This is a genomic window from Mycobacterium sp. SMC-17, assembly GCF_045310915.1.
Taxonomy (GTDB): domain Bacteria; phylum Actinomycetota; class Actinomycetes; order Mycobacteriales; family Mycobacteriaceae; genus Mycobacterium.
The window spans coordinates 34,510-58,361 of sequence record NZ_JBJIAK010000020.1 but is presented as its reverse complement, the minus strand read 5'-3'; the positions used below and the strand labels follow the sequence as shown (position 1 = coordinate 58,361).

Sequence of the window (23,852 nt, the reverse complement as noted above, 5' to 3'; positions counted from 1 at the left end):
GTGACGATCCGATCTGCCTGCGGCCCGATCGACGTGCGCCGCCTCGGCACCATCGACTACAACGACGCCTGGGAGCTGCAGCGCGAGCTCGCCGCCGCCCGCTCCGACGAGCGCGGCAACGACACGCTGCTGCTGCTCGAGCATCCGCCCGTCTACACCGCCGGCCGCCGCACCGAACCGCACGAGCGGCCGGTCGACGGCACCCCCGTCATCGACACCGACCGCGGCGGCAAGATCACCTGGCACGGCCCCGGGCAGCTGGTGGGCTACCCGATCATCGGCCTGGCACAGCCGCTCGACGTCGTGAGATTCGTTCGGCTGCTCGAGGATGCGCTGATGACGGTGTGCGGCGACCTGGGCCTGCAGACCATCCGGGTGGACGGCCGGTCCGGTGTCTGGCTGCCGGCCGACGACCTGCGGCCCGAACGCAAGATCGCCGCCATCGGCATCCGCGTCGCCCGCGGCACGACGCTGCACGGCTTCTCGCTGAACTGCAACTGCGACCTGACGGCGTTCGGCGGCATCGTCCCGTGCGGCATCGCCGATGCGGGCGTCACGTCGCTGACGAAGGAGTTGGGCCGCGAGATCACGCCCGAGGACGTCATCGACCGGGTGGCCGAGGCAGTGTGCGAGGTACTCGGCGCTCCGTCCGTCAAGGCGCTCGGCGCCGCGGCACTAACATCGACACCATGAGCGTTGATCCCGGTAACCGCAAGCTGCTCCGCCTGGAGGTCCGCAACGCGGAGACGCCCATCGAGCGCAAGCCGCCGTGGATCAAGACCAAGCTCAAGATGGGCCCGGAGTACAAGGACCTCAAGAGCCTGGTCAAGCGCGAGGGCCTGCACACCGTCTGCGAAGAGGCCGGCTGCCCCAACATCTACGAATGCTGGGAGGACCGCGAGGCCACCTTCCTGATCGGTGGCGAGCAGTGCACCCGCCGCTGCGACTTCTGCCAGATCGACACCGGCAAGCCCGCCGACCTGGACCGGGACGAGCCGCGCCGGGTGGCCGAGAGCGTGCACACTATGGGCCTGCGGTACTCCACCATCACCGGCGTGGCCCGCGACGACCTGCCCGACGGCGGCGCCTGGCTGTACGCCGAGACCGTCCGCCAGATCCACGCGCTCAACCCGAACACCGGTGTCGAGCTGCTGGCGCCCGACTTCAACGGTGTGCCCGCACTGCTCGAAGAGGTCTTCGACTCACGTCCAGAAGTGTTCGCGCACAACGTCGAAACCGTGCCGCGCATCTTCAAGCGCATCCGCCCGGCGTTCCGCTACGAGCGCAGCCTCGGCGTCATCACCGCCGCCCGCGACTACGGCCTGGTGACCAAGAGCAACCTGATCCTGGGTATGGGTGAGACGCCCGAGGAGATCCGGGTGGCCCTGCAGGACCTGTACGACGCGGGCTGCGACATCGTCACCATCACGCAGTACCTGCGTCCGTCGCCGCGGCACCACCCCGTCGAGCGGTGGGTGCGACCGGAGGAATTCGTCGAGCACCAGCAGTTCGCCGAGGGTCTCGGGTTCGCCGGTGTCCTGGCCGGACCGCTGGTCCGGTCGTCCTACCGAGCCGGCAAGCTGTACGCCCAGGCTGCCCGGTTACGGCCACCGGTTTCCTGAATCTATCCTGGTGGCATGGCGAAGACCACCAATCCTGCCGCTGTGAAGGCCGCGAAGGCCGAGGCGAAGGCGGCGCGCAAGGCCGCTTCGAAGCAGCGCCGAGCCCAGCTCTGGCAGGCGTTCCAGATTCAGCGCAAAGAGGACAAGCGGCTGCTGCCGTACATGATCGGCGCGTTCGTCCTGATCGTGGGGCTCGCCGTCGCGATGGCCGCGTACTCCGGCGGCATCTTCAGCTGGATCACGCTGCCCATCCTGGGTGTGCTGCTCGGCGCGCTGGTCGCGTTCATCATCTTCGGCCGACGCGCGCAGAAGTCGGTCTACAGCAAGGCTGACGGCCAGACCGGCGCGGCGGCCTGGGCGCTGGACAACATGCGCGGCCAGTGGCGCGTCACGCAGGGCGTCGCCGCCACCGGCAGCTTCGATGCCGTGCACCGCGTGGTCGGCCGGCCGGGTGTGATCTTCGTCGGCGAGGGTTCGCCGCAGCGCCTGAAACCGCTTCTGGCGCAGGAGAAGAAGCGCACCGCACGACTGGTCGGCGAGGTGCCGATCTACACCATCGTGGTCGGCAACGAAGAGGACCAGGTGCCGCTGGCCAAGCTGGAACGGCACCTGACCAAGCTGCCCGCCAACATCACCACCAAGCAGATGGACGCCCTCGAGTCGCGCCTGGCCGCCCTCGGTACCAAGCTGGGCCCCGGCGGCCTGCCCAAGGGCCCGCTGCCCGCGGGCGCCAAGATGAAGGGCATGCAGCGCACCGCGCGTCGCAAGTAGCCCGCCGCCTGCGATTTGTGCACGATTTTCCGCGCTGACCGCGGAAAATCGTGCACAAATCGCTTCGGTCAGCGGCGCAGGACGGCGGTGTTGGTCAGCCGGTCCTGCAGCCCGCGGCCGTCGGCGTCGGTGAACAGCGCCGGCACGGCCAGCAACACCAGCAGCATGCGGACGAAGGCGCGGCCGAGGCCGACGTACTGGCTCCGGCCGACGGACACGACGCGCAATCCCAGTGCGAACTGGCCCGGCGTGAAGGTGAAGAGCCGCACCGACACCGTGCCGACGACGACCCAGGCGATCACCGCGGGTGTGCCGTGCCAGACGTATTGGTATTCGTATTCGCTCAATCCGCCGAACACCACACTCAGGGTGCCGAGGCCGTAGCAGATCAGCCAGTCCACCAACAACGCGGCGAAGCGGCGCCCGAATCGGGCGAGGGAACCCGGGCCGGTTTCCGGCAGGCCGAGGGCTTTACCCGGGTACGTGGAGTCATCAACGGGGCGCTGCGATTCGGGCCCGGACAGCCACGAACCGAGCCGGAATTCATCAGCACCTGCCATGGTGTCAGGATAGGCGTGCGCGCTCATGCAACCGAACCGCGCGGCGGGTGGCCCACGGTTCCAGGAACCACCGATCGCGTAACGTCCGCGAAACATACGGTTGATTGGCGTGCAACATCGTGTCCCTAGGTTCAACCGCGGGTAACACCAGTAAAGGAGATCACTTACGTGGCAGAAAAGACGTCTGACGACATTTTCAAGCTGATCAAGGACGAGAACGTCGAGTACGTCGACATCCGTTTCTGCGATCTGCCTGGTGTTGTCCAGCACTTCTCGATCCCGGCTTCGGCTTTCGACGAGAGCGTTTTCGAAGACGGCCTCGCGTTCGACGGTTCGTCCGTGCGCGGCTTCCAGTCCATCCACGAGTCCGACATGATGCTGCTGCCGGACGCCAACACCGCGCGCATCGACCCGTTCCGCGCCGCCAAGACGCTGAACCTGAACTTCTTCGTGCACGACCCGTTCACGCGTGAGGCCTACTCCCGTGACCCGCGCAACGTCGCACGCAAGGCCGAGAACTACCTGAAGAGCACCGGCATCGCCGACACCGCGTACTTCGGTGCCGAGGCCGAGTTCTACATCTTCGACTCCGTGGCCTTCGACTCGAAGATCAACGGCACGTTCTACGAAGTCGACTCCGAGTCGGGCTGGTGGAACAGCGGCGAGCCCTACGAGGCCGACGGCTCCCCCAACCGCGGCTACAAGGTCCGCCCCAAGGGTGGCTACTTCCCCGTCGCGCCGTACGACCACTATGTCGACCTGCGTGACGAGATGTCGACCAATCTGATCAACGCCGGGTTCACCCTGGAGCGCGGCCACCACGAGGTCGGCACCGCCGGCCAGGCCGAGATCAACTACAAGTTCGACACGCTGCTCGCCGCGGCCGATGACGTGCTGCTGTTCAAGTACATCATCAAGAACACCGCGTGGGCGAACGGCAAGACCGTCACCTTCATGCCGAAGCCGCTGTTCGGTGACAACGGCTCGGGCATGCACGCCCACCAGTCGCTGTGGAAGGACGGCAAGCCGCTGTTCCACGACGAGTCCGGCTACGCGGGCCTGTCCGACATGGCGCGCCACTACATCGGCGGCATCCTGCACCACGCCCCGTCGCTGCTGGCGTTCACCAACCCGACGGTGAACTCCTACAAGCGTCTGGTGCCGGGCTACGAGGCCCCGATCAACCTGGTGTACAGCCAGCGCAACCGCTCGGCGTGTGTGCGTATCCCGATCACCGGCAACAACCCGAAGGCCAAGCGCCTCGAGTTCCGTTGCCCGGACAGCTCGGGCAACCCGTACCTGGCCTTCTCGGCGATGCTCATGGCCGGTATCGACGGCATCAAGAAGAAGATCGAGCCGCTGGCCCCGGTCGACAAGGACCTCTACGAGCTGCCGCCGGACGAGGCCGCCAACATCCCGCAGGCCCCGACCTCGCTGGCCAGCGTCATCGACAAGCTCGAGGAAGACCACGACTACCTCACCGAGGGTGGCGTGTTCACCGAGGACCTGATCGAGACCTGGATCTCGTACAAGCGCGAGAACGAGATCCTGCCGGTGCAGATTCGCCCTCACCCGTACGAGTTCTCGCTCTACTACGACTGCTGAGTCGCGAGCACACGAACTGCCCCTCTCCTCCGGGAGAGGGGCAGTTCTGTATCGGGGTGACGACGTCGGGGGTGCCCGCTTGCCCACCGCGAACAAGTACGGTAGCCTAACCATCGCGAGCGTCACTGCTCGCGGTGCTGACAACCTCACAGGTCAACGGAGAGATTCGTTGGCCTTTTTCGTTTCTCTCCAGCCCTATTCACAAGCGAGAGAATGAGGTTCGCCCATGTTCACGGTTTTCCTGTTGGTCAAGACCAACCCCGAGTGGCTCGGTTTCCCGGTCGCTAAACGGTTCGACGAACTCACGCTGCATCTGCAGCCGATCCTCGATCGCCACAAGGCGGTCAACTTCACGTGGTACGACACGGAGTTCTACACCGCCCGGGTCACCGATGTCTGGATGCTGACGGCCGCAGACCCGCACGAGTATGAGCTGGCGGTCGAAGAGCTGCGCGAAACACCGCTGTGGGACCGGTATTTCGCCATCGTCGAAATCCTGCCCGGAGTCGCGAATGCCTACGCGGACAACTACGGCCGGGCCGCTATCGGATGACCGGTAGCCGGGTTGCCTCTCCCTCCGGGGAGGGGCAGCCCGGTGGCTCAGCACCCGTCGCCGCGGCGCTGTGAGGCAAATCGCGAGAATTTGCTCCCATTCCGCAATCTCGCAGCACCTGGCGCGTCACAGGAACCTCATATGATGTCGCCATGGCTCAGACTGACATCGAATCCCGGCTCGACGCTGTAGCTCCCATCGTGCTCTCCGTGTTCCGGATGGTCATCGGCTTCCTGTTCACGCTCCACGGCGCCACCACGCTGTTCAAGTGGCCCGTCGACACCAATCCCGGCATGGCCGCACCGGATTTCGGTAGTTTTCCGGGCTGGTACGCCGGCGCCATCGAGCTGATCGTCGGCATCCTGGTGTTCACCGGTCTGGCCACCCGCATCGCGGCCTTCATCGGTTCCGGCGAAATGGCTTTCGCCTACTTCATGGCGCACCAGCCGAAGGGCCTGCTGCCCATCGCCAATGGCGGCGAGCCGGCGGTGCTCTACTGCTTCGCGCTGTTCCTGCTGGTGTTCACCGGCGGTGGCGCCATCGCGCTGGACGCGCTGCGCAAACGCTAGTTACAGGCCCCGGTCCACGCGAAACCGCTTGAGTCCGTCGATCTTCTCGGCCAGCGTGGCCGTCGGACCGCTGTAGAACATCCACGGCATCGTGACGTTGCCGGTGATGCCGGCCCGCGCGGCGCGCTCGAAATGCTCCGGCAGATAGGCGTCGGCAAGCGGTGTCAGGATCTCGTAACCCTCGAGCGGTAAACCGTTTTCGACCCGCAGTTCGCGCACCCGCGTCGCCGCGGCGATGGCCTGGTCGGTGGTGATCAAGTCGCCGATCCAGCCGTCGTTGCGCGCAGCCCGGCGCAGGGCGATCTCACTGAGCCCGCCGACGTAGATGGGCACCGGCGGCGGCGTCGGCTCCATCTCGAGCCGCGGCACCTGGTAGAACTCGCCGTCGAACGATGTCCAGCCCGGTTGCCACAGCTGCCGGATCAGCTCCAGTATCTCGTCGGTGCGCTTGCCGCGGCGCTCGAAAGCCTGCCCCATCAAGGCGAATTCGTCGGCACACCAGCCCACACCGACACCGAACTCCACGCGGCCACCGGACAGACAGGCCGCGGTCCCGACCGACTTCGCGACCGAGAACGGGTCACGCATCCCCGGGATGTACACCGTCGTCACGAATTTCACGCGGCTGGTCACCTGCGACAGGGCACCGACGAGCACCCACGGGTCCGGCCAGTGCGTGAACGGCTGCCAGCGCCGCTGCCCGTCGGGTGTGTACGGGTAGGGCGTGCTCAGCGTCTCCAGGTTCACCACGTGGTCCGGGATGGCGATGCCGTCGTAGCCGAGATCATCTGCGGCCCGGGCGATCTCGGTCACCTCGCTGATGTCGAGGAATGCCAGGGAGACGTAGAACCTCACTCGCGCGCCCAGGAGGGCCTGATGAAGATGCCGTCGGCCTCCACGCTGACACCGTCGACATCGGACAGCGTGCCGCGGGCGAACGTCTTGACGCCGTCGACACGGTCGATCCAGGCCTCGGCCCGCACCGGCCCCTGCTTGGTCCCCCGCACGTACCGCAACGTGATGGTCCCCGTGAAATGGGGCTTGGTCAGCCCGTCACTGGCCGCCTCCCCGAGAATGTGGTCGAGCACCAGGGCGCAGATGCCACCGTGCACCAGGCCGGGCGGCCCTTCGTAGGGCAGGCCCAGTTCGAACTCGGCCCAGCACCGGCCGTCCCCTTGCCCGCCCTCGTGGTGGATCTCCATCGGCGGGGCAATCGCATTGCGCACGCCCACAGCCGGATTCGTGTAGGCCAGCGGCCGTCCGGTGTCCGCGTTCCGTAGCGTCGAGGTGCTGTTGTGCTGCACCGCCACGAGCCGGTCGGTGACCGATTCGATCGCCGCCTGCGCCTCGGCGATGGTGGCCTCGTCGACACCGGTCCGGATGCCGGCGTCGATCAGCCTGCGCACCGCATCGGTGAACGGTCGGTACACCGCCAGCTGACGCTCGTATTCCGCATCGCTGATCACGTCGAACGGAAAATCACTCACGCTGCCTACTCCCCAAACACCTTGCGCACCACGGTTTTGGCACGACGGGTCACGCGCAGATAGTTGTCCAGGAAGGCGCCGCCGTCGCCGCTCGGCCACCCGGCCGCCACCGCGACCGCGTTGAGCTGACGGCCCGGACCGGGCAGTTGGTCGGTCGGCTTGCCGCGCACCAGCACCAGGGCGTTGCGCGCGCGGGTCGCGGTCAGCCAGGCCTGCCGCAGGATGTCCGCCTCGTCGCCCTCGATCAGCTGGGCCGCCTCGATGGCGTCCAGCGTCTGCAGCGTCGAGGTGTTGTGCAACGTGGGAACCTGGTGCGCATAACGCAATTGGAGCAACTGCACGGTCCATTCCACGTCGGCCAGGCCACCGCGGCCCAGCTTGGTGTGGGTGTTCGGGTCGGCGCCGCGGGGCAACCGCTCGGCGTCGACGCGGGCCTTGATGCGCCGGATTTCGCGCACCGCGTCCGCCGAGACGCCACCGGGCGGGTACCGGGTCTTGTCGGCCATCAGCAGGAATCGTTCACCCAGTTCCAGGTCCCCCGCCACGCGGTGGGCCCGCAGCAGGGCCTGAATCTCCCACGGCTGCGCCCACTGTGCGTAGTACGACTCGTAGGACGCCAACGTCCGCACCAGTGAGCCGTTGCGGCCTTCCGGCCGCAGCCCGGCGTCGACCTCCAGCGGCGGGTCGCTGCTGGGCTGCCCCAACAACGTCCGCACCTGTTCGGCGACCCCGATCGCCCAGCGCACCGCGGCGGACTCGTCCGCCCCGGCCGCGCCCTCGACGGGTTCGCACACGAACATCACGTCGGCGTCCGACCCGTAGCCCAGTTCGCCGCCGCCGAGCCGGCCCATGCCGATGACGGCGATGCGCGCCGGCGGGCCGGCGGGTCCCGAGCGTGCCCGGATCACCGCATCGAGCGCGGCCTCCAGCACCGCGACCCACACCGAGGTCAGCGCCTTGCAGACGTCGACCACCGGCAGCAGCCCCAGCAGGTCGGCCGACGCCACGCGCGCCAGTTCGCGACGGCGCAGGGTGCGTGCCGCGGCGATGGCGCGGACCGGGTCGGCGTGCCGGCCGGCCGAGGCGACCAGCGCGCGGAACACCGCATCCGGTTCCACTTCAAGCAGTTTCGGCCCCTGCGGACCGTCGGCGTACTGCTGCAGGACTTCCGGCGCCCGCATCAGCAGCTCCGGCACATAGGCCGACGTGCCCAGCACCCGCATCAGCCGCTTGGCGACGGCACCCTCGTCACGCAGGGTGGACAGGAACCAGCGCTGGTCCCCCAGTTCCTCACTGATCCGCCGGTACGCCAGCAGGCCCGCGTCCGGATCCGGGGTGTCCGACAGCCAGTCCAGCAGCGTCGGCAGCAGCACCTGCTGCACCGTGCCGCGGCGACCGCTGGCGCTCGTCAGCGCGGCGAGGTGCGTCAGGGCGCTCTGCGGGCCTTCGTAACCCAGTGCGGCCAACTGTCTTTCGGCCGCGGCGGTGGTCAGGCTCGGGCCGAACTGGTTTCCCACTTCGAGCAGCGGCTGATAGAAGAGCTTGGCGTGCAGGCGGGACACCCGCATGTTCTGCCGCTTCAGGTCCTCGCGCAGGACGCCGAGCGCGTCGTGCTGACCGTCGGGCCGGATGTGCGCCGCGCGCGCCAGCCAGCGCCACGCCTCGTCGTCGCCGTCCTCGGGCAGCAGGTGGGTGCGCTTGAGTCGCTGTAGTTGCAGCCGGTGCTCAAGCAGCCGCAGGAACTCATAGGACGCAGTGAGATTCGCGGTGTCGTCGCGGCCGATGTAACCGCCGGAGCCGAGCGCCGCCAATGCGTCGACCGTCGAGGCGACGTGCAGCGAATCGTCATTGCGGCCGTGCACGAGCTGCAACAGCTGCACCGCGAACTCGACGTCCCGCAGGCCACCCTTGCCCAGTTTCAGCTCGCGGGTACGCACCCCGGCGGGCACGAGATCCTCGACGCGGCGCCGCATGGCCTGCACGTCGGGCACGAAATCCTCACGGTCACAAGCAGTCCAGACCATCGGCATCAGCGCGTCGATGTACTGCTCGCCCAGCTCGGCGTCACCGACGGCCGCGCGGGCCTTCAAAAGCGCCTGGAATTCCCAGGTTTTGGCCCAGCGCTGGTAATACGCGACGTGCGACTCCAGGGTGCGGACCAGCTGGCCGGCCTTGCCCTCGGGCCGCAGCGCCGCGTCGACCTCGAAGAAGGTCTCGCCGGCGAACCGCATCATCTCGCCGGCCACCCGGGTGGTCACCGAGTCCGCCGTCTCCGCCACGAAGATGACGTCGACGTCGCTGACGTAATTCAGTTCGCGCGCACCGCATTTGCCCATTGCGATGACCGCGAGCCGGGGACCGGGCTCGTCGCCGCACACCGTGCGGGTCGCCACGACCAGTGCCGCCGCGAGCGCCGCGTCGGCCAGGTCGGACAGGTGCTCCCCCACGGTGACATACGGCAGCACCGGCTCGTTCTCGACCGTCGGCGCGACGTCCAGCGCCGCCAGCACCAGGATGCGGTCCCGGTAGTAGGTCTGCAGCACCGCGGAAGCCGTTGGGGTACCGGCGACTTCGGATGCCAGCCGCTCGAAGTCCTCGAGCAGCTCGGCGCGCGACGGCAACGTGATGTCACCGTGCAGCAGTCGCCACGAAGCGGGGTGTGCCACCAGGTGATCACCCAGGGCCAGCGACGACCCCAGCACGGCGAACAGCCGGCCCCGCAGGGCCGTGTCGGTCACCAGCAGCGAGCTGAGCTCGGCCCAGTCACCCTCGAGGGCGTCGGCGATGCGCACCATGGCGCGCAGGGCGCTGTCGGCGTCAGGGGCGCGCGACAGCGACCACAACAATGGGACGTGCGCGTCGGTGTTCCAGCCGAGCCGGTCGAGGTCCGCCCGCGCCGTGGGCGCCACCAACCCGAGGCGCCCGACGCTGGGCTGTGTGGGGCGCTGCGTCGCGGGGTTGGGCACCACCCGACGTTAGCGCACCATCACGGCGTCACAGCGACAGGTATTCCTTGAGTTCGAACGGTGTCACGTGGCTGCGGTAGGTCTCCCACTCGCTGCGCTTGTTCCGCAGGAAGTAGTCGAAGACGTGCTCCCCCAAGGCCTCGGCGACGAGTTCAGACTTCTCCATCTCGGCCAGCGCCACACCGAGGCTGCTCGGCAGCTCCTTGTAGCCCATCGCGCGACGCTCCTCGGGCGTCAGGTTCCAGACGTTGTCCTCGGCCTGCGGCCCCAGTTCGTAGCCCTTCTCGATGCCACGCAGGCCGGCGGCCAGCAGCACCGCGAACGCCAGGTACGGGTTGCATGCCGAGTCGGGGCTGCGCACCTCGATACGGCGCGACGAGGCCTTGCGCGGCGTGTACATCGGGACCCGCACCAGGGCGGAGCGGTTGGCCGCACCCCACGACGCGGCGGTCGGGGCCTCGCCGCCGTGCACCAGCCGCTTGTAGGAGTTCACCCACTGGTTGGTGACGGCGCTGATCTCGCTGGCGTGCGTCAGGATGCCGGCGATGAAGGACTTCGCGACGTCCGACAGCTGCAGCGGATCGTCGGCGCTGTGGAAGGCGTTGGTCTCGCCCTCGAACAGGCTCATGTGGGTGTGCATCGCCGAGCCCGGGTACTGGCTGAACGGCTTGGGCATGAACGTGGCCCGCACGCCCTCGTTGATCGCGACTTCCTTGACCAGGTACCGGAAGGTCATGACGTTGTCGGCCATCGACAGGGCGTCGGCGTACCGCAGGTCGATCTCCTGCTGGCCGGGTGCGCCCTCGTGGTGGCTGAACTCCACGGAGATGCCCATGGACTCGAGCGCCTCGATGGCGTGCCGGCGGAAGTTGGGGGCCGAGTCGTGGATGGCCTGGTCGAAGTAGCCGTTGTTGTCGGCCGGGACCGGCACCGAGCCGTCGTTGGGGCCGGGCTCCAGCAGGAAGAACTCAATTTCCGGGTGCACGTAGCAGGAGAAGCCCAGATCGCTGGCCTTGGCCAGTTGCCGGCGCAGCACGTGCCGCGAGTCGGCCCACGACGGCGAGCCGTCGGGCATGGTGATGTCGCAGAACATGCGGGCCGAGTAGTGCTTGCCGGTGCTCTTGGTGGTCCACGGCAGCACCTGGAACGTGGACGGATCCGGGCGGGCCACCATGTCGGCCTCGGAGACGCGGGCGAAGCCCTCGATGGCGGATCCGTCGAAGCCGATGCCCTCTTCGAAGGCGCCTTCCAGCTCGGCCGGCGCGATCGCCACGGACTTGAGGTATCCGAGCACGTCGGTGAACCACAACCGGACAAAGCGAATGTCGCGTTCTTCCAGCGTGCGCAGCACGAATTCCTTCTGGCGATCCATGTCCGCAGCGTAGGCAGCAGCTGTTAAATCCGTGTTACCAAGTGGACTCTGTTCGGCATGTTTCGCTGGTGAGACGCTCAGGTCAGCACCGCAATCCCGCCGCCGGCAGCACGGATTGCGTCAGGAACGCCACCACGGCCGTGTCGATGCACCGGTCACCGTTGAACACGACGGTGTGCTGGGTGCCCTCGTAGCTGATGAGTGAGGCGCCCAGTTCGCGCGCCAGGTTCACCCCGGCTTGATACGGCGTGGCCGGGTCGTGCGTGGTGGACACGACGACGACCTTGCCCGGGCCGGGCGACGCCGGCGTGTGGGGGCGGGACGTCGCGGGCACCGGCCACATGGCGCAGACGTCGCGCGGCGCGTAGCCGGTGTACTGGCCGTAGCTCATGAACGGCGCCAGCTGGCGCGCGCGCTGGTCGGCGGCGGCCCAGGTCGCGGGATCGGTCGGGAACGGCGCGTCGACGCACCGGATCGCGGTGAACGCGTCCTGCAGGGGCGCGTAGTGCCCGTTCTGATCACGGTGCTGATAATCGTCGGCCAGCAGCAGCAGATCGCCGGCGTCGCCGCCGCGCTGCAGTCCGATCAGCCCACTGGTCAGAAACTTCCAGTACTTCTTCGTATAGAGCGCGTTGATGGTGCCGGTGATCGCGTCGGAGTAGCTCAGGCCCCGTGGATCGGACGTCAGGCCCGGGCGCACGGCGAGCGGATTGACCAACTGCTGGTACCGCGCCACGAACTGCGTCGGGTCGTTGCCCAGCGGGCAGCCGACGGACTGCGCGCAGTCCGTCGCATAGTCGTTGAAAGCCGTTTGGAATCCGGCCAATTGGAGCAGGTTCTCGGTGACGGGATCGGCATTGGGGTCGACGGCGCCGTCGAGCACCATGGCGCGCACCCGGTCCGGGAACCGTTCGGCGTAGGCCGCACCCAGCTCGGTGCCGTAGGAGAAGCCCAGATAGTTGATCTGCGTCTCACCGAGCGCGGCGCGCACCACGTCCATATCCCTTGCCGCCGAGGCGGTTCCGACATTGGCCAGGAAGCTGCTGCCCATCTGCTGCAGGCAGTCCTGCGCCGTGCGGCGGCTGACGGCCTCGATGTGCGCCACCCCGGCCGGGCTGTAGTCGACCATGGGGTCGCGGCGGTTGGCGTCGAATTCGGCGTCGCTGCGGCACCGCAGTTGCGGCGTCGAATGCCCCACGCCGCGCGGGTCGAAGCCGACGAGATCGAAGCTGCGGCCGATCTCGGTGTCGGACAGGACGGCGCCCATGCCCGCGACGGTGTTGACGGCCGACGCTCCCGGACCACCGGGGTTGACGAGCAGCACGCCGAGGCGCGGGCCCGAGGCCGGGACCCGGATGACGGCCAGCTTCGCTTGTGGCCCTTGCGGATCCGCGTAGTCGACGGGGACGCTGATGTTGGCGCACCGCGCTGTCGGCAGGTCCGTGGTGTCACCGATGACGGGTTCGCAGCTGCCCCAGGCCGGCGCCTGTTCGTAGTAGGACTGCAGCGATTCGGGGGCCGCGTGCGCGACCGATCCCGGCGCGGCGCTGATGGCCACCAGCAATCCGACGACCCCTACCGCACACCGTCGTCCACGACCACCCGCCCGCCACATGGCACACATGGTCGCACGGCGCGCAGCCCAGCCGAAGCCTGGTTCCGGAGGGAGACAACCCGGCAATCAGACGGTGACCGAACAGTTATCTCCCGGCAGCACCGGACTTTTCGCGAATCAGCATTTCGCGCCCGCCTCGGGCACGGTCCCGTTGACCAGATAGCCGGCCGCGTGTTCGTCGACGCAGCTGTTGCCCTGGAACACCACGGTGTGCTGCGTGCCGTCGAACGTCAGCAAGCTGCCACCGAGCTCCTTGGCCAGGTCCACGCCGGCCTGGTACGGCGTCGCGGGGTCGTGGACCGTCGAGACCACCAGCGTCGGCGCCAGGCCCTTGACCGAAATCTCGTGCGGTTTCGACGTCGGCGGCACGGGCCAGAACGCGCAGGTGCCGAGCGGCGCGTCGCCGGTGAACTGGCCGTAGCTCATGAACGGCGCCACCTCGCGGGTGCGCTTGTCCTCGGCAATCACCTTGGCGCGGTCGGTGATCGGCGGTTCGTCGACACAGTTGACCGCCACCCGGGCGTCGGTCGAGTTGTCGTAGTGGCCGTCGGCATCGCGACCCATGTAGGCGTCGGCGAGCCGCAGCATGATGTCGCCGTGGCCGCCCGCCAGCTCGGTGAGGCCTGCGGTGAGGTCCTTCCACATCGCCGGTGAGTACAGCGGCAGGATGGTGCCGACCAACGCGTCGCTGTAGCTCAGACCGCGCGGATCCTTTGTGGGAGCAGGCTTTTGGACCAGCGGGTCGACCAGACTGTGATAGACGTCGTTGACCTTGGCCGGGTCGGTGCCCAGCGGGCAGTCCGGGTTGGTGGCACAGTCGGCGGCGTAGTTGTTGAACGCGGTCTGGAACGCGGCGGCCTGGTTGATGTCGGCCTCGATCGGATCGGCGTTGGGGTCGACGGCGCCGTCGAGGATCATCGAGCGCACCTTGTCGGGGTAGTCCTCGGCGTACTGGGCGCCGATCCGGGTGCCGTACGAGTAACCGAGGTACGTCAGCTTGTCGTCGCCGAGCGCGGCCCGGATGGCGTCCAGATCCTTGGCGACATTGGCGGTCCCGACGTTCTCGAGGAACTCCTTGCCCATCTTGTCGACGCAGCGCTGCACGAACGCCTTGGTCTCGGACTCGATGTGCGCGACACCGGCGGGCGAGTAGTCGACCTGCGGGTCGGCGCGCTGCCGGTCATTGTCGGCGTCGGAGTTGCACCACACCGCGGGCTTGGAGGACCCGACGCCACGGGGGTCGAAGCCGACGAGGTCGAAACGCTGGCGCACCGAGTCGGGAATGTTGTTGAGCAACGACACCGCCGCGCTGACGCCGGACTCCCCCGGACCGCCGGGGTTGATCACCAGGGACCCGATCTTGTCGCCGGTCGCCTTGATCCGCAGCAGTGCCAGCTGCGCGACGTCGCCGTCGGGCTTGCTGTAGTCGACGGGCACCGACAGCATCGCGCACTCGGCCCCCTTGGGGATGCGCGACTGCGAGTCCGGGGATGTGGTCTGGCACGGCGACCACTGCAGGGGCGCGCCCGGCTTCGGCACCGCGCGGGTGGCGCGTCCGTCGATCACCTGGCTGCAGCCTGTCGCCATCACGAGCACCATTGCTGCGGCGAGACTCCCCCGTCTGAGGTTCATGGTCGACCATGGTGCCATGTGCGCTGGTCTGACCTGATGAGGGCGTTGCCGCGCGCCGTCAGACGGTGGCGGCGGCAACCAGTTCGTCCAACGCGGCGGCGAACTCGTCGGCCATGTCCCACAGGTCCGGAACCAGTTCCGGGCAGGAGATCAGGCCGACGTCGAGCGTGCCGTTGAGCGACATCACGGTGATGTTGAGCCCGGAGCCGTGGAACAGCGGGCCCAGCGGGTACATCGCCTTGACCTCGGCGCCGAGCATGTACAGCGGATCCTGCGGACCGGGCACGTTCGAGACGACGAGGTTGTGCACGGGCTTGGCCTCGGCCAGGCCCGTCGATGCGAACACCCGCATCGCGGCGCCGAACACCGACGGCGCGGCGAACTGCGACCAGTCCTGCAGCAACGTCGCGCTGATGGCCGAACTGTGTTGTTTGGCAACGGTGCTCGAGTCGGCGATGGCCCGCAGGCGCTCGGCCGGGTCTTCGATGGTGGTTTCGAGTTTGGCGAACATGCCGGATACCTGATTGCGGCCCGGGCGGTCGGATTTGTCGCGCACGGACACCGGGCACATGGCCACGAGGGTCGATTCCGGCAGCGCGTCGCGCTCGGCCAGGTAGCGCCGCAGCGCGCCCGACACCAGCGCCAGCACCACGTCGTTGACCTTGACGTGGAAGTGGTTCTTGACGGTCTTGATGTCCGCGAGGTCCAGCTGCGCGAAGGCGACGTTGCGGTGCGCGGTGACGTTGACGTTGAAGGCCGTCTTGGGTGCGGCGAACGGCGCCGCCATGGTGAGTCCCTTGGCGGCGCGGCGGACGGTGTCGATGACGGTCGTAGCCGTCGAGGGCAGCACGTTGGCCAGCTTCAGCGGCCGAGTGAAGTACTTGACCGCGCCGCCAACCGCGATCTCGAGTTCGGAGGCGGTGCCGGCGGCCGCGACCGGCTCGGGCGCCGGTGCGTCCGGCTCGAGGGTGCACAGCTGCGACATCAGGTTGGCGCCGGTGACGCCGTCGATGCCGGCGTGGTGCATCTTGGTCATCACCGCCAGCCGGCCGCCGTCGTGGGCGTCGGTGCCGGCGATGTTCTCGATCACCCACATCTCCCACAGCGGGCGGCTGCGGTCCAGTTGCAGCGCGGCGATGTGGCCGCAGATCTCCGACAGTTCGACACGGCCGCCCGGGGCCGGCAGCCCGATCCGGTGGACGTGCCGGTCGATGTCGAAATCCGGGTCCTCGACCCACACGGGGTGGTCGAGGTTCAGCGGCGAGTCGGCCAGCTTCTCGCGGAACTGCGGCATGGCCGCGATGCGCTCGCTGAGCATCTGGCGCATCTTGTCGAACGTGTAGCCACCCGGAATGGTGGCGGCGTCGAGTTCCAGCATCGCGCACACGTGCAGGGGCTGCACGGCGGTCTCCAGATAGAGGAAGCTGGCGTCGAGTCCGCTGAGCCGTTGGTATCCGGGCATGGGCGTGATCGTAGGCGGCCCGGATTACCCAATGTGAGGCATTCCACTTCATGTGTCGTTCACCTTGGGGGTGCGGTGGTGGCAGACTTGACGGCGTCAAACGTCCCGGGGACCCGATATGGGCCTCGAGGTTCGTACCGACCAACACATTTGAGGACGACGATGTCTGATCAGGTTTACGGCGCTGCCCCGGAGTCTGTCTGTACGACCCCGCGCACCAAGATTCGTACCCACCACCTGGCGAAATGGAAGGCCGAAGGCCACAAGTGGGCGATGCTCACGGCCTACGACTACTCCTCAGCCCGCATTTTCGACGACGCCGAGATTCCCGTCCTGCTGGTCGGCGATTCGGCGGCCAACGTGGTCTACGGCTACGACACCACGCTGCCCATCACCATCGACGAGCTGATCCCCCTGGCCCGCGCGGTCGTCAAGGGTGCCCCGCACGCGCTGGTGGTCGCTGATCTGCCGTTCGGCAGCTACGAGGCGAGCCCGCAGCAGGCTCTCGCGACGGCGACCCGTTTCATGAAGGAGACCGGCGCCCACGCGGTCAAGCTGGAGGGCGGTGAGCGGATGGTCGAGCAGATCGCCGCACTGACCCAGGCCGGCATCCCCGTCGTGGCCCACATCGGTTTCACCCCGCAGAGCGTCAACGGGCTCGGCGGCTTCCGGGTCCAGGGCCGCGGTGAGGCCGGCGACCAGACCATCCACGACGCCATCGCCGTCGCCGAGGCCGGTGCCATCGCCGTCGTACTCGAGATGGTGCCGGCAGAGCTGGCCACCCAGATCACCGGCAAGCTGACCATCCCGACCGTCGGCATCGGCGCCGGCGCCAACTGCGACGCGCAGGTGCTGGTGTGGCAGGACATGGCGGGCATGACGGCGGGCAAGACCGCCAAGTTCGTCAAGCGTTTCGGCGACGTCGGGGCCGAATTGGGCCGTGCTGCACGGCAATACGCCGCCGAGGTGGCGTCCAGCGTGTTCCCGGCCGAGGAACACTCCTACTGAGTCAGCCGCGACAAGACGCAAAACTGCCCTTCTTCTCGAGAAGAAGGGCAGTTTTGCGTCTTGTCGCGGGATATCCCTACGCGAATTCCGGCTTGCGCTTGCCGACGAACGCGCCGACGCCCTCTTTGCCGTCGGCCGACGACGCACACTTGGCGATCAGCCGGCCCTCGCGTTCCAGCTGGGTCTCGTAGTCGGCGCCGTAGGTGGTCAGCAGCAGCTGCTTGACGGCGGCGTTCGAACCGCCGGGCTGCGTCGCGACCTCGGCGGCCAGCGCGTCGAGCGCGGCAGGCAGTTCGGCGTCGGGCACGACGCGCGTGACCAGGCCCCAGTCGGCGGCCTCCGCAGCCTTCAGCACGCGGTTGGTGATCATGAGTTCCTGCGTCCGGCGCAGGCCGATCAACCGCGGCAGCACATACGACGATCCGCCGTCGGGGCTCAGGCCGGCCTTGGTGTACGCCATGGTGAACGACGCCGACTCGGCGGCGAGCACCAGATCACCGGATACGCCCAGCGGGAAGCCCGCCCCGGCGGCGACGCCGTTGACGGCGGTGATCAGCACGGCGTCCATACGGGCGAACGTCGACATGGCGCGGTGCAGGTCGTCGGCGATGCCCTTGACGAACGCACCCGGGTCCTCGGCGGCAGCCATCGCCTTGAGGTCGCCGCCGGCGCAGAAGAACCGGCCGGCGCCGGTGAGGGTGACGACCTTCACGCCGGCCGTGTCGCACAGCGCGGCAGCCTTCGCGAGGTCGCGGGTCAGCGCGTCGTTCATGCCGTTGGCCGCCTCGGGCCGGTCGAGCACGATATTCACGACGGCACCGGACTGGGCGAACTTCAGTGTCTCGAATTCGGTCACGCTTCAAGACGTTATCGGCAGCGGGTGCCGCGCCGCGATATGGCACCCTAATGGCAGCGTTGGTACTGCCCGTCCCGGGTCGCAAATGAAGGTGAACATGGCCGCTGGCAAGCGTAAACCGTCCCGCCACACCGAGATTGAACGCAAGTTCGCGGTGGTCGACAGCACGGTGTCCCCGTCGTTCGACGGATTGTCCGCCGTCGGCCGGGTCGAGCAACTGCCCGTCGCGCACCTCGACGCGGTGTACTTCGACACTCCGGATCATGGCCTGGCGGCGCACAAGATCACCCTGCGCCGGCGCACCGGCGGCACCGATGCGGGCTGGCACCTGAAGCTGCCCGCCGGCGCCGACGCCCGCACCGAGGTGCGGCTGCCGATCACCGCGGCGCGCGAGAGCGTGCCTGACGAACTGCGCGACATCGTGCTGGCCATCGTGCGCGACCGCTCACTGCAGCCCGTCGCCCGCATCGAGACCGAGCGCACCGTCTCGATGCTCTACACGCCGGACGACGCCGAGCTGGCCGAGTTCTGCGACGACCGGGTCACCGCCACGGCGGGCCGGTCGCTGCAGAACTGGCGCGAGTGGGAGCTGGAGCTGGTCGGCGCGGATTCGGAGGCCGCCGACTCGGGTCCCGAGGTGCTCGACCGGCTGGCCAACCGCCTCTTCGACGCGGGCGCGCAGCCGGCCGGGCACGGGTCCAAGCTGGCCAAGGTCCTCGCCGCGGCGCGGGGCGGGGACGCGCCCCAGGCGGCGCCCGAGCCGACGGACAAGGTGCACCGCGCCATCGCGGCACACATCGCCGAGTTGATCGACTGGGATCGCGCCGTCCGCGCCGACGCCTTCGATTCGGTGCACCAGATGCGGGTCACCATCCGCAAGATCCGCAGCCTGCTGCAGGAGACCGGGAATCTCGGCGAGCGTGAGTGGGTGCTCGACGAGCTGAAACTGCTGGCCGCCGTACTGGGCACGGCGCGCGACGCCGAGGTGCTCGCCATGCGGTACGACGACGCGTTGAAGGGGCTGGCGCCGGAGCTGGTTCGTGGGCAGGTGCGCGAGCGCCTCGTCGAGGGCTCGCAGCGGCGCTACCAGTCCGGGCTGCGCCGGTCGCTGACGGCCATGCGGTCGGAGCGGTACTTCCGGCTGCTCGACGCGCTCGACGCGATCGTCGTCGACAACACCCAGCCGGCCACCGCCGACGAGGACGCCAAGCCGGTGACCGTCGGCGGCGCCTACCGCCGCGTCCGCAAGTCGGTGCGGCGGGCCGAATCGGCGGAAGCCGAGGGCGCCGAGGACAGCGAGGAAGCGCTGCACCGAATCCGCAAGGGCGCCAAGCGGCTTCGCTACACCGCTGCCGCCATGGGCGAGTCGAAGGTGGCCGACTGCGCCAAGGACATCCAGACGCTCCTGGGCGACCACCAGGACAGCTACGTCAGCCGCGGACATCTGGTCCAGCAGGCCGAGGCCGCCCATGCCGCGGGCGAGGACACCTTCACCTACGGCATCCTGTACCAGCAGGAGGCCGAGGTCGCCGAGTACGCCCGGCTGCAATTGGACGCGTCGCTCAAGGCGCTGGCCCGCGCGATGCGCAAGGTGAAGAAGTAGCGGGGCGGACGAGCTGGCCTGTAAGCCGGATTCTGTTCCCCGCCACCATCACTGGTGCCGGGGCGGCGACCATCCATCTGGGCACACCGTCGCCGGGTGCCTCGAGCGGCCTACCCGCAGGCTCGGGCGAGCAGCCCTCGGGCACCTGCGCGGGCCGCAACCAGGTTGCGGCCTTCTTGGCCTTGCTTCGGGTGGGGTTTACCTAGCCACTCCGGTCACCCGGAATGCTGGTGCGCTCTTACCGCACCGTTTCACCCTTACCGTCTTCGCACCAGGCTCAGACGGCGGTCTGTTTTCTGTGGCACTGTCCCGCGAGTCACCTCGGATTGCCGTTAGCAATCACCCTGCTCTGTGAAGTCCGGACTTTCCTCGAAACCTTCCGGTCCCGCGGCCGCCCGGCCAACTCGTCCGCGTCGACCACCATATCAGCTGGTCAGAGCGCCGCGACCAACGAGTCCAGGACGACGACCGCGCCGTACGCCAAGAGCACCTGTTCCAGCCAGCGCGGCCCGTCCCGATGCGTGCGGGCGAGCGCCAGGCCGATGCCCAGCACCAGGATCAGCGGCACCGTGATCGCCCACTCCGACCACACCTGCCGCGGTCCGTACACCAGCAGCGCGGCAGCCGGACCCAGCGACCAGTCGCCGGAGGTGGCCAGCGAGTTGCCCATCGCGTCGGTCAGGAGCTGAACCGCCTGGTGACCACCGAACAGCAGGCACACGCAGGCGGTCACCAACAGTATCGACTCCGCGGCCAGCCGGAAGTCGAGCCGGTGTTTGACCACCTGGTGACCTCCGATCAGTGCGTGCGGCGCAGGACAATCAGATTGTCCCGCAAAACGGCGGGTTCGCCGGTAGGGCCGATCGCCTCGCGTTCCACAGTACCGACGTGCTGCGCCTGCCAGCCGTCGTCAGGCAGATCGAGCTCGGCGACGACCTCGTCCGCGGACTGAAAGTGGTGGTCATGGATGTGCTGGGACGCCCAGGGCGGCGCCTCACCGTGGTCGACGATCAGCAGCGTGCCGCCCGGAGCGACGGCCGCTGACGCCTGCTGCAGTATTTGCCGGCGCTCCAGATGAACTGTGGAATGCAGGAACTGCGCCGATACCAGATCGAAGCTGCCCGCCGGGAAATTGTGCGACAGGTCGTGGTGCTGAAAGTCGATTCGCTCGGCCACTCCCCTGTCCACGGCCGCGGCGCGGGCCCGATCGAGGGCATTGGTGGCGATGTCGACCGCAACCACCTGCCAGCCCGCGGTGGCCAGCCAGATCGCGTCGGCACCTTCGCCGCATCCCAGGTCGAGAGCGCGGCCCGGGGTTAAGCCGCCGGCGATCTTCGCGAAGTTGGCGTTGACCCGGCCGCTCCACATCTGTGGCTTCTCGGCGTACCGGCCTTCCCAGTGTTCTTGCGGCGATTGTTCTTGGGGCGTTTCAGTCGCGGACATCAATTCTCCTGCTCATCGAAGTGGGGCCAGGGCATGACGGGTAGGCCGAACTCGTCGTGCAGCAGACTCTGCACGATCGCGGCGGCCGCGGCGGAACCGGCGGCGATCGCCGCCGCGACCTGGGGCATCTGAGCGCAGACGTCGCCCGCGGCGAAGACGCCGGGCACCGACGTGCGCTGCATCGGGTCGACCCCGACGGCGTCGACGACGACCGGGCCGGGCGGGGCGATCCGCACACCGAGCTGCGTCGCCAGGTCGGTCCGCTGCCGCAACGCGCTGGCCACCAGCACGCCCTCGCGCTTGAGTTCGTCGCCGTCGGCGAACACCACGGCAGCCAATTCACCATTGCGCGAGGCGAATTCGACGACCTTGCGTTCGTCGACCGGCACACCGGCGTCGGCCAGGGCACGGTTCTGGTCGTCGTCCAGGCCGGAGGGCCCGTTCGTGAGGACGACGACGTCGCCGGTCCAGCCGCGCAGCATCAGCGCCATGTGCACGGCCCGGTCGCCGTCGGCGAGGACGGCGAGCGCCTGGTCGCGCGCTTCCCAGCCGTGGCAGAACGGGCAGTGGAACACCGCCCGGCCCCAGTGCTCGTTCAACCCCGGGATGTCGGGAGCGTCGTACTGCATGCCGCCGGCCAGCAGTACCCGCTGGGCGTGGTGCACCGAGCCGTCGGCGAGTTCGAGCCGGAACGCGGGGCCCTCTTGCGCCGTCGCACCGGTGACTTCCCCCTCGACGACCTGCACCGACGGGTACTTGGTCAGCTCACGGCGGCCGTCGGCGTACAGCTCGGCAGGCGGCCGTCCATCCTGTCCCAGCAGGCCCCCGATCCCGTGGGCCGCGCGGTTGCTCTGCTCGCCGGCGTCGATGACCAGCGTCCGCCGGCGCGCGCGTCCGAGCACCAGGGCGGCGCTCAGCCCCGCCGCGCCGCCACCGACGATGGCGCATTCCCATTCGTTGTTCATGACACCGACCTTGCCGGGCGCCGGCGAAAATGCCAAGCTGATTTGCCATGCAGGCAAACCCCGAGGACGACGACATCGAGGCGCGGGTCCGGCGGCGACTTCGGGAACTGCGCACGCAACGCGGCATGACGCTGGAAGATGTTGCGCGCGCGGCCGATATCGACGTCTCGACGTTGAGCCGTCTGGAATCGGGCAAGCGCCGGTTCGCACTCGACCACCTGCCCCGGCTGGCCGCGGCACTGTCGATCAGCACCGACGAACTCATGCGCGCACCAGAGGCCGAGGACCCGCGGGTCCGTGGGGCGTCACACAGCCGGGACGGCGTCACCTACTGGCCGCTCACCCGCGGCGGGCCGGCCGGCGGGTTGCACACCTTCAAGATCCGCGTGAGCACCCGGCGCCGGACGCCACCCGTCGAGCTGCCGGTGCACGACGGCCAGGAGTGGCTCTACGTGCTGTCGGGGAACCTTCGCCTACTGCTGGGCGAACGCGACTTCACCATCAAACCCGGTGAGGCCGTGGAGTTCTCGACGTGGACACCGCACTGGTTCGGCACCGTCGACGGCCCGGTCGAGGCGATCGCCATCTTCGGGCCGCACGGCGAGAAGCTGCACGTGCGCAACTGAGCAGGATTCGCCCCGCGAATGTGCACTCAGATCGCTAGTTCGGCGATTTTCTCGCTCTGCGCGCACACTCGCGATACAAGAGCCCTAGTTCGCCGGGTACGCCGGTGCCGGGAAGACGCCGCGCAGGATCCAGGGGAACCAGTTGAAGAAATGCTCGACTTCGTCGCTGCCGTCGTAGTCGGGGCTCGGGTCGAAGCCGTTGTTGCCGCCGCCTTCCTTCTCGTCGCGGTGCGGCGGCTCGGGCAGCTGGCCATAGACGGCGACGACGACGGTGCGGTCCAGACTGTTCTCGGACCACACCCCCATCTGGTTGTTGGCGCAGTTGGACATGATCTGTTTGATGACGGGGTCGTAGTACCACTGGTTGATCAGCTCGACGCCGCTGATCGCGAGCGCCGGGTTGGTGGCCACCGTCTGCGCCACCGGGCCACCGCGGTAGCCCGCCTGCTCGGCCCGAATCTGCGGCGTCGATCCGTCAGAACCGATGTCCCCGTCCAGGTCCCGGTTGGCCATCATGTCCCGGGCCTGCCGCGCGGCGGCCTGCTGCAGTTGCGGGTTGACGGCGATGTCGTTGGTACAACCGGCCTGGTGCTGCACGGTGTAGACGTTCGACACGACGGAATCGTTGAGCCGCTTGTTGTTCGGAATGAGGGTGTTGCCGTTGTCGGCGTGCGCCAGCGGCGCGCACAGCGCCGCGCTGAGTGGCACGACGGTCAACGCGGACATCACCAGCGGCCGACACCTCATCGTGAATTCCTTTGCATCAGGGGTGAACACCGGGCGGTGACTGGTAGTGCGCCGCGGAGTTGCGCAGCTGCCAGATCTGCGCGGGGCACAGTTCGTTGACGGCCTGTGAGACGAGGTAGGACGCCTGATAGTCGTCGTCGGTGCCGAAATCGCCTCGTACGTCGTCCATCACCTCGGCGAACGGTCGGCCGGCCGCCACCTTGTCGCAGATGCCGTAGCCATAGCCCAGTGCCGCATCGGCATTGGGAAAGTTGTAGCCCGGTCGCACGGTCACACCGATCAGATACGCCGTCGCATCGGCATGAGCCGACGGCGCGGATACCGCCGGGACGGCCAGCGTCGCCGCCGCGAGCAGCCCACAGGTCCAGCGTCGAATCATGGCGCTCACAT

At 68.2% G+C, this 23,852-nt stretch carries 23 protein-coding genes and 1 other RNA gene; 9 read left to right on the top strand and 15 right to left on the bottom strand.

The genetic code is table 11. From position 1 onward, the window contains the following. The 3 genes from lipB to ACJH7A_RS14965 are packed head-to-tail and all read left to right on the top strand — an operon-like array spanning position 1 to position 2,393. Positions 1–693, top strand: a complete 693-nt coding sequence (gene lipB / locus ACJH7A_RS14975) for a lipoyl(octanoyl) transferase LipB (protein WP_212812117.1) — start codon at positions 1–3, stop codon at positions 691–693. After that, the gene (gene lipA, locus ACJH7A_RS14970; RefSeq protein ID WP_020103549.1) at positions 690–1,622 is read left to right on the top strand and encodes a lipoyl synthase; all 933 of its coding nucleotides are present in this window, start codon (positions 690–692) and stop codon (positions 1,620–1,622) included. Before lipB ends, lipA begins: the two co-directional genes overlap by 4 nt. A gap of 15 nt (positions 1,623–1,637) precedes the next feature. Further along, the gene (locus ACJH7A_RS14965) at positions 1,638–2,393 is read left to right on the top strand and encodes a DUF4191 domain-containing protein (RefSeq protein WP_212812118.1); all 756 of its coding nucleotides are present in this window, start codon (positions 1,638–1,640) and stop codon (positions 2,391–2,393) included. A gap of 68 nt (positions 2,394–2,461) precedes the next feature. Here the strand turns inward: ACJH7A_RS14965 and ACJH7A_RS14960 are convergent, their stop codons facing one another. Next, positions 2,462–2,953, bottom strand: a complete 492-nt coding sequence (locus tag ACJH7A_RS14960) for an RDD family protein (protein ID WP_212812119.1) — start codon at positions 2,951–2,953, stop codon at positions 2,462–2,464. Between the two features lie 168 nt (positions 2,954–3,121). Between ACJH7A_RS14960 and glnA (ACJH7A_RS14955) the strand changes: the two genes are divergently transcribed. The 3 genes from glnA (ACJH7A_RS14955) to ACJH7A_RS14945 all read left to right on the top strand — a co-directional run bounded on the left by glnA (ACJH7A_RS14955) (position 3,122) and on the right by ACJH7A_RS14945 (position 5,680). Further along, a complete protein-coding gene (gene glnA / locus ACJH7A_RS14955; protein ID WP_073698180.1) occupies positions 3,122–4,558 on the top strand; it encodes a type I glutamate--ammonia ligase in 1,437 nt (478 codons plus the stop codon). 226 nt (positions 4,559–4,784) lie between these two features. Further along, positions 4,785–5,111: a darcynin family protein gene (locus tag ACJH7A_RS14950; RefSeq protein WP_346414660.1), complete on the top strand. Its 327-nt coding sequence runs from the start codon at positions 4,785–4,787 to the stop codon at positions 5,109–5,111. Between the two features lie 152 nt (positions 5,112–5,263). Further along, positions 5,264–5,680 carry a DoxX family protein gene (locus ACJH7A_RS14945; protein ID WP_346414661.1) on the top strand — a complete coding sequence of 139 codons (417 nt, stop codon included), beginning with the start codon at positions 5,264–5,266 and terminating at the stop codon, positions 5,678–5,680. Here ACJH7A_RS14945 and ACJH7A_RS14940 read toward each other — a convergent pair whose 3' ends face one another. From ACJH7A_RS14940 to ACJH7A_RS14910, 7 genes are all read right to left on the bottom strand, one after another. Continuing rightward, the gene (locus ACJH7A_RS14940) at positions 5,681–6,535 is read right to left on the bottom strand and encodes a TIGR03619 family F420-dependent LLM class oxidoreductase (RefSeq protein ID WP_346414662.1); all 855 of its coding nucleotides are present in this window, start codon (positions 6,533–6,535) and stop codon (positions 5,681–5,683) included. It abuts the gene before it with no gap. Further along, positions 6,532–7,167 carry a PaaI family thioesterase gene (locus ACJH7A_RS14935; protein ID WP_346414663.1) on the bottom strand — a complete coding sequence of 212 codons (636 nt, stop codon included), beginning with the start codon at positions 7,165–7,167 and terminating at the stop codon, positions 6,532–6,534. Before ACJH7A_RS14935 ends, ACJH7A_RS14940 begins: the two co-directional genes overlap by 4 nt. A 5-nt stretch (positions 7,168–7,172) precedes the next feature. Then, positions 7,173–10,133, bottom strand: coding sequence for a bifunctional [glutamine synthetase] adenylyltransferase/[glutamine synthetase]-adenylyl-L-tyrosine phosphorylase (locus ACJH7A_RS14930; protein WP_406775015.1), 2,961 nt, complete (start codon positions 10,131–10,133; stop codon positions 7,173–7,175). Between the two features lie 28 nt (positions 10,134–10,161). Continuing rightward, on the bottom strand, positions 10,162–11,505 hold the full coding sequence (glnA, locus tag ACJH7A_RS14925) for a type I glutamate--ammonia ligase (protein ID WP_406775014.1): 1,344 nt from the start codon (positions 11,503–11,505) through the stop codon (positions 10,162–10,164). Positions 11,506–11,587: 82 nt separating this feature from the next. Next, positions 11,588–13,129 (bottom strand): alpha/beta hydrolase, encoded by a 1,542-nt coding sequence (locus ACJH7A_RS14920; RefSeq protein ID WP_406802227.1) that lies wholly within the window; start codon positions 13,127–13,129, stop codon positions 11,588–11,590. A 108-nt stretch (positions 13,130–13,237) separates the two neighbouring features. After that, positions 13,238–14,752, bottom strand: a complete 1,515-nt coding sequence (locus tag ACJH7A_RS14915) for an alpha/beta hydrolase (RefSeq protein WP_406802226.1) — start codon at positions 14,750–14,752, stop codon at positions 13,238–13,240. A gap of 58 nt (positions 14,753–14,810) precedes the next feature. Continuing rightward, positions 14,811–16,214 (bottom strand): WS/DGAT/MGAT family O-acyltransferase, encoded by a 1,404-nt coding sequence (locus tag ACJH7A_RS14910; RefSeq protein WP_406802225.1) that lies wholly within the window; start codon positions 16,212–16,214, stop codon positions 14,811–14,813. Positions 16,215–16,376: 162 nt separating this feature from the next. Between ACJH7A_RS14910 and panB the strand changes: the two genes are divergently transcribed. Next, positions 16,377–17,222, top strand: a complete 846-nt coding sequence (gene panB / locus ACJH7A_RS14905) for a 3-methyl-2-oxobutanoate hydroxymethyltransferase (RefSeq protein WP_061005324.1) — start codon at positions 16,377–16,379, stop codon at positions 17,220–17,222. Between the two features lie 76 nt (positions 17,223–17,298). Here panB and ACJH7A_RS14900 read toward each other — a convergent pair whose 3' ends face one another. Further along, positions 17,299–18,078 carry an enoyl-CoA hydratase/isomerase family protein gene (locus ACJH7A_RS14900; RefSeq protein ID WP_061009818.1) on the bottom strand — a complete coding sequence of 260 codons (780 nt, stop codon included), beginning with the start codon at positions 18,076–18,078 and terminating at the stop codon, positions 17,299–17,301. Positions 18,079–18,175: 97 nt separating this feature from the next. Between ACJH7A_RS14900 and ACJH7A_RS14895 the strand changes: the two genes are divergently transcribed. Continuing rightward, positions 18,176–19,681 (top strand): CHAD domain-containing protein, encoded by a 1,506-nt coding sequence (locus tag ACJH7A_RS14895; protein WP_406802224.1) that lies wholly within the window; start codon positions 18,176–18,178, stop codon positions 19,679–19,681. 5 nt (positions 19,682–19,686) lie between these two features. Here the strand turns inward: ACJH7A_RS14895 and rnpB are convergent. From rnpB to ACJH7A_RS14875, 4 genes are all read right to left on the bottom strand, one after another. Next, positions 19,687–20,088: RNase P RNA component class A (gene rnpB, locus ACJH7A_RS14890), an RNA gene on the bottom strand. Between the two features lie 26 nt (positions 20,089–20,114). Beyond that, complete coding sequence (locus ACJH7A_RS14885; protein ID WP_406802223.1) at positions 20,115–20,465, bottom strand: hypothetical protein; 351 nt, start codon at positions 20,463–20,465, stop codon at positions 20,115–20,117. Positions 20,466–20,479: 14 nt separating this feature from the next. Continuing rightward, positions 20,480–21,124: a bifunctional 2-polyprenyl-6-hydroxyphenol methylase/3-demethylubiquinol 3-O-methyltransferase UbiG gene (locus tag ACJH7A_RS14880; RefSeq protein WP_061003044.1), complete on the bottom strand. Its 645-nt coding sequence runs from the start codon at positions 21,122–21,124 to the stop codon at positions 20,480–20,482. After that, positions 21,124–22,089, bottom strand: coding sequence for an NAD(P)/FAD-dependent oxidoreductase (locus ACJH7A_RS14875; protein ID WP_406802222.1), 966 nt, complete (start codon positions 22,087–22,089; stop codon positions 21,124–21,126). The genes ACJH7A_RS14880 and ACJH7A_RS14875 overlap by 1 nt, the downstream gene beginning before the upstream one ends. A 47-nt stretch (positions 22,090–22,136) precedes the next feature. Here ACJH7A_RS14875 and ACJH7A_RS14870 point away from each other — a divergent pair, with 47 nt between their 5' ends. Beyond that, positions 22,137–22,715, top strand: coding sequence for a helix-turn-helix domain-containing protein (locus ACJH7A_RS14870; protein ID WP_406802221.1), 579 nt, complete (start codon positions 22,137–22,139; stop codon positions 22,713–22,715). Positions 22,716–22,799: 84 nt separating this feature from the next. On the opposite strand, the gene ACJH7A_RS14865 is transcribed toward ACJH7A_RS14870, so the two are convergent. Both ACJH7A_RS14865 and ACJH7A_RS14860 read right to left on the bottom strand, forming a co-directional pair. Beyond that, positions 22,800–23,462, bottom strand: coding sequence for a CAP domain-containing protein (locus ACJH7A_RS14865; RefSeq protein WP_406802220.1), 663 nt, complete (start codon positions 23,460–23,462; stop codon positions 22,800–22,802). A 16-nt stretch (positions 23,463–23,478) separates the two neighbouring features. Further along, positions 23,479–23,841 carry a DUF732 domain-containing protein gene (locus tag ACJH7A_RS14860; protein ID WP_406802219.1) on the bottom strand — a complete coding sequence of 121 codons (363 nt, stop codon included), beginning with the start codon at positions 23,839–23,841 and terminating at the stop codon, positions 23,479–23,481. Positions 23,842–23,852: the final 11 nt, after the last annotated feature.

Excerpts from the sequence above, each read along its gene's own strand:
- glnA (WP_406775014.1), bottom strand. The coding sequence starts at position 11,505 with ATGGATCGCCAGAAGGAATTCGTGCTGCGCACGCTGGAAGAACGCGAC.
- ACJH7A_RS14895 (WP_406802224.1), top strand. The coding sequence starts at position 18,176 with ATGGCCGCTGGCAAGCGTAAACCGTCCCGCCACACCGAGATTGAACGC.
- ACJH7A_RS14915 (WP_406802226.1), bottom strand. The coding sequence starts at position 14,752 with ATGAACCTCAGACGGGGGAGTCTCGCCGCAGCAATGGTGCTCGTGATG.
- ACJH7A_RS14920 (WP_406802227.1), bottom strand. The coding sequence starts at position 13,129 with ATGTGTGCCATGTGGCGGGCGGGTGGTCGTGGACGACGGTGTGCGGTA.
- panB (WP_061005324.1), top strand. The coding sequence starts at position 16,377 with ATGTCTGATCAGGTTTACGGCGCTGCCCCGGAGTCTGTCTGTACGACC.
- ACJH7A_RS14965 (WP_212812118.1), top strand. The coding sequence starts at position 1,638 with ATGGCGAAGACCACCAATCCTGCCGCTGTGAAGGCCGCGAAGGCCGAG.
- ACJH7A_RS14875 (WP_406802222.1), bottom strand. The coding sequence starts at position 22,089 with ATGAACAACGAATGGGAATGCGCCATCGTCGGTGGCGGCGCGGCGGGG.
- ACJH7A_RS14870 (WP_406802221.1), top strand. The coding sequence starts at position 22,137 with ATGCAGGCAAACCCCGAGGACGACGACATCGAGGCGCGGGTCCGGCGG.
- ACJH7A_RS14865 (WP_406802220.1), bottom strand. The coding sequence starts at position 23,462 with ATGAGGTGTCGGCCGCTGGTGATGTCCGCGTTGACCGTCGTGCCACTC.
- ACJH7A_RS14960 (WP_212812119.1), bottom strand. The coding sequence starts at position 2,953 with ATGGCAGGTGCTGATGAATTCCGGCTCGGTTCGTGGCTGTCCGGGCCC.
- ACJH7A_RS14860 (WP_406802219.1), bottom strand. The coding sequence starts at position 23,841 with ATGATTCGACGCTGGACCTGTGGGCTGCTCGCGGCGGCGACGCTGGCC.
- ACJH7A_RS14950 (WP_346414660.1), top strand. The coding sequence starts at position 4,785 with ATGTTCACGGTTTTCCTGTTGGTCAAGACCAACCCCGAGTGGCTCGGT.
- ACJH7A_RS14945 (WP_346414661.1), top strand. The coding sequence starts at position 5,264 with ATGGCTCAGACTGACATCGAATCCCGGCTCGACGCTGTAGCTCCCATC.
- lipA (WP_020103549.1), top strand. The coding sequence starts at position 690 with ATGAGCGTTGATCCCGGTAACCGCAAGCTGCTCCGCCTGGAGGTCCGC.
- ACJH7A_RS14910 (WP_406802225.1), bottom strand. The coding sequence starts at position 16,214 with ATGCCCGGATACCAACGGCTCAGCGGACTCGACGCCAGCTTCCTCTAT.
- ACJH7A_RS14880 (WP_061003044.1), bottom strand. The coding sequence starts at position 21,124 with ATGTCCGCGACTGAAACGCCCCAAGAACAATCGCCGCAAGAACACTGG.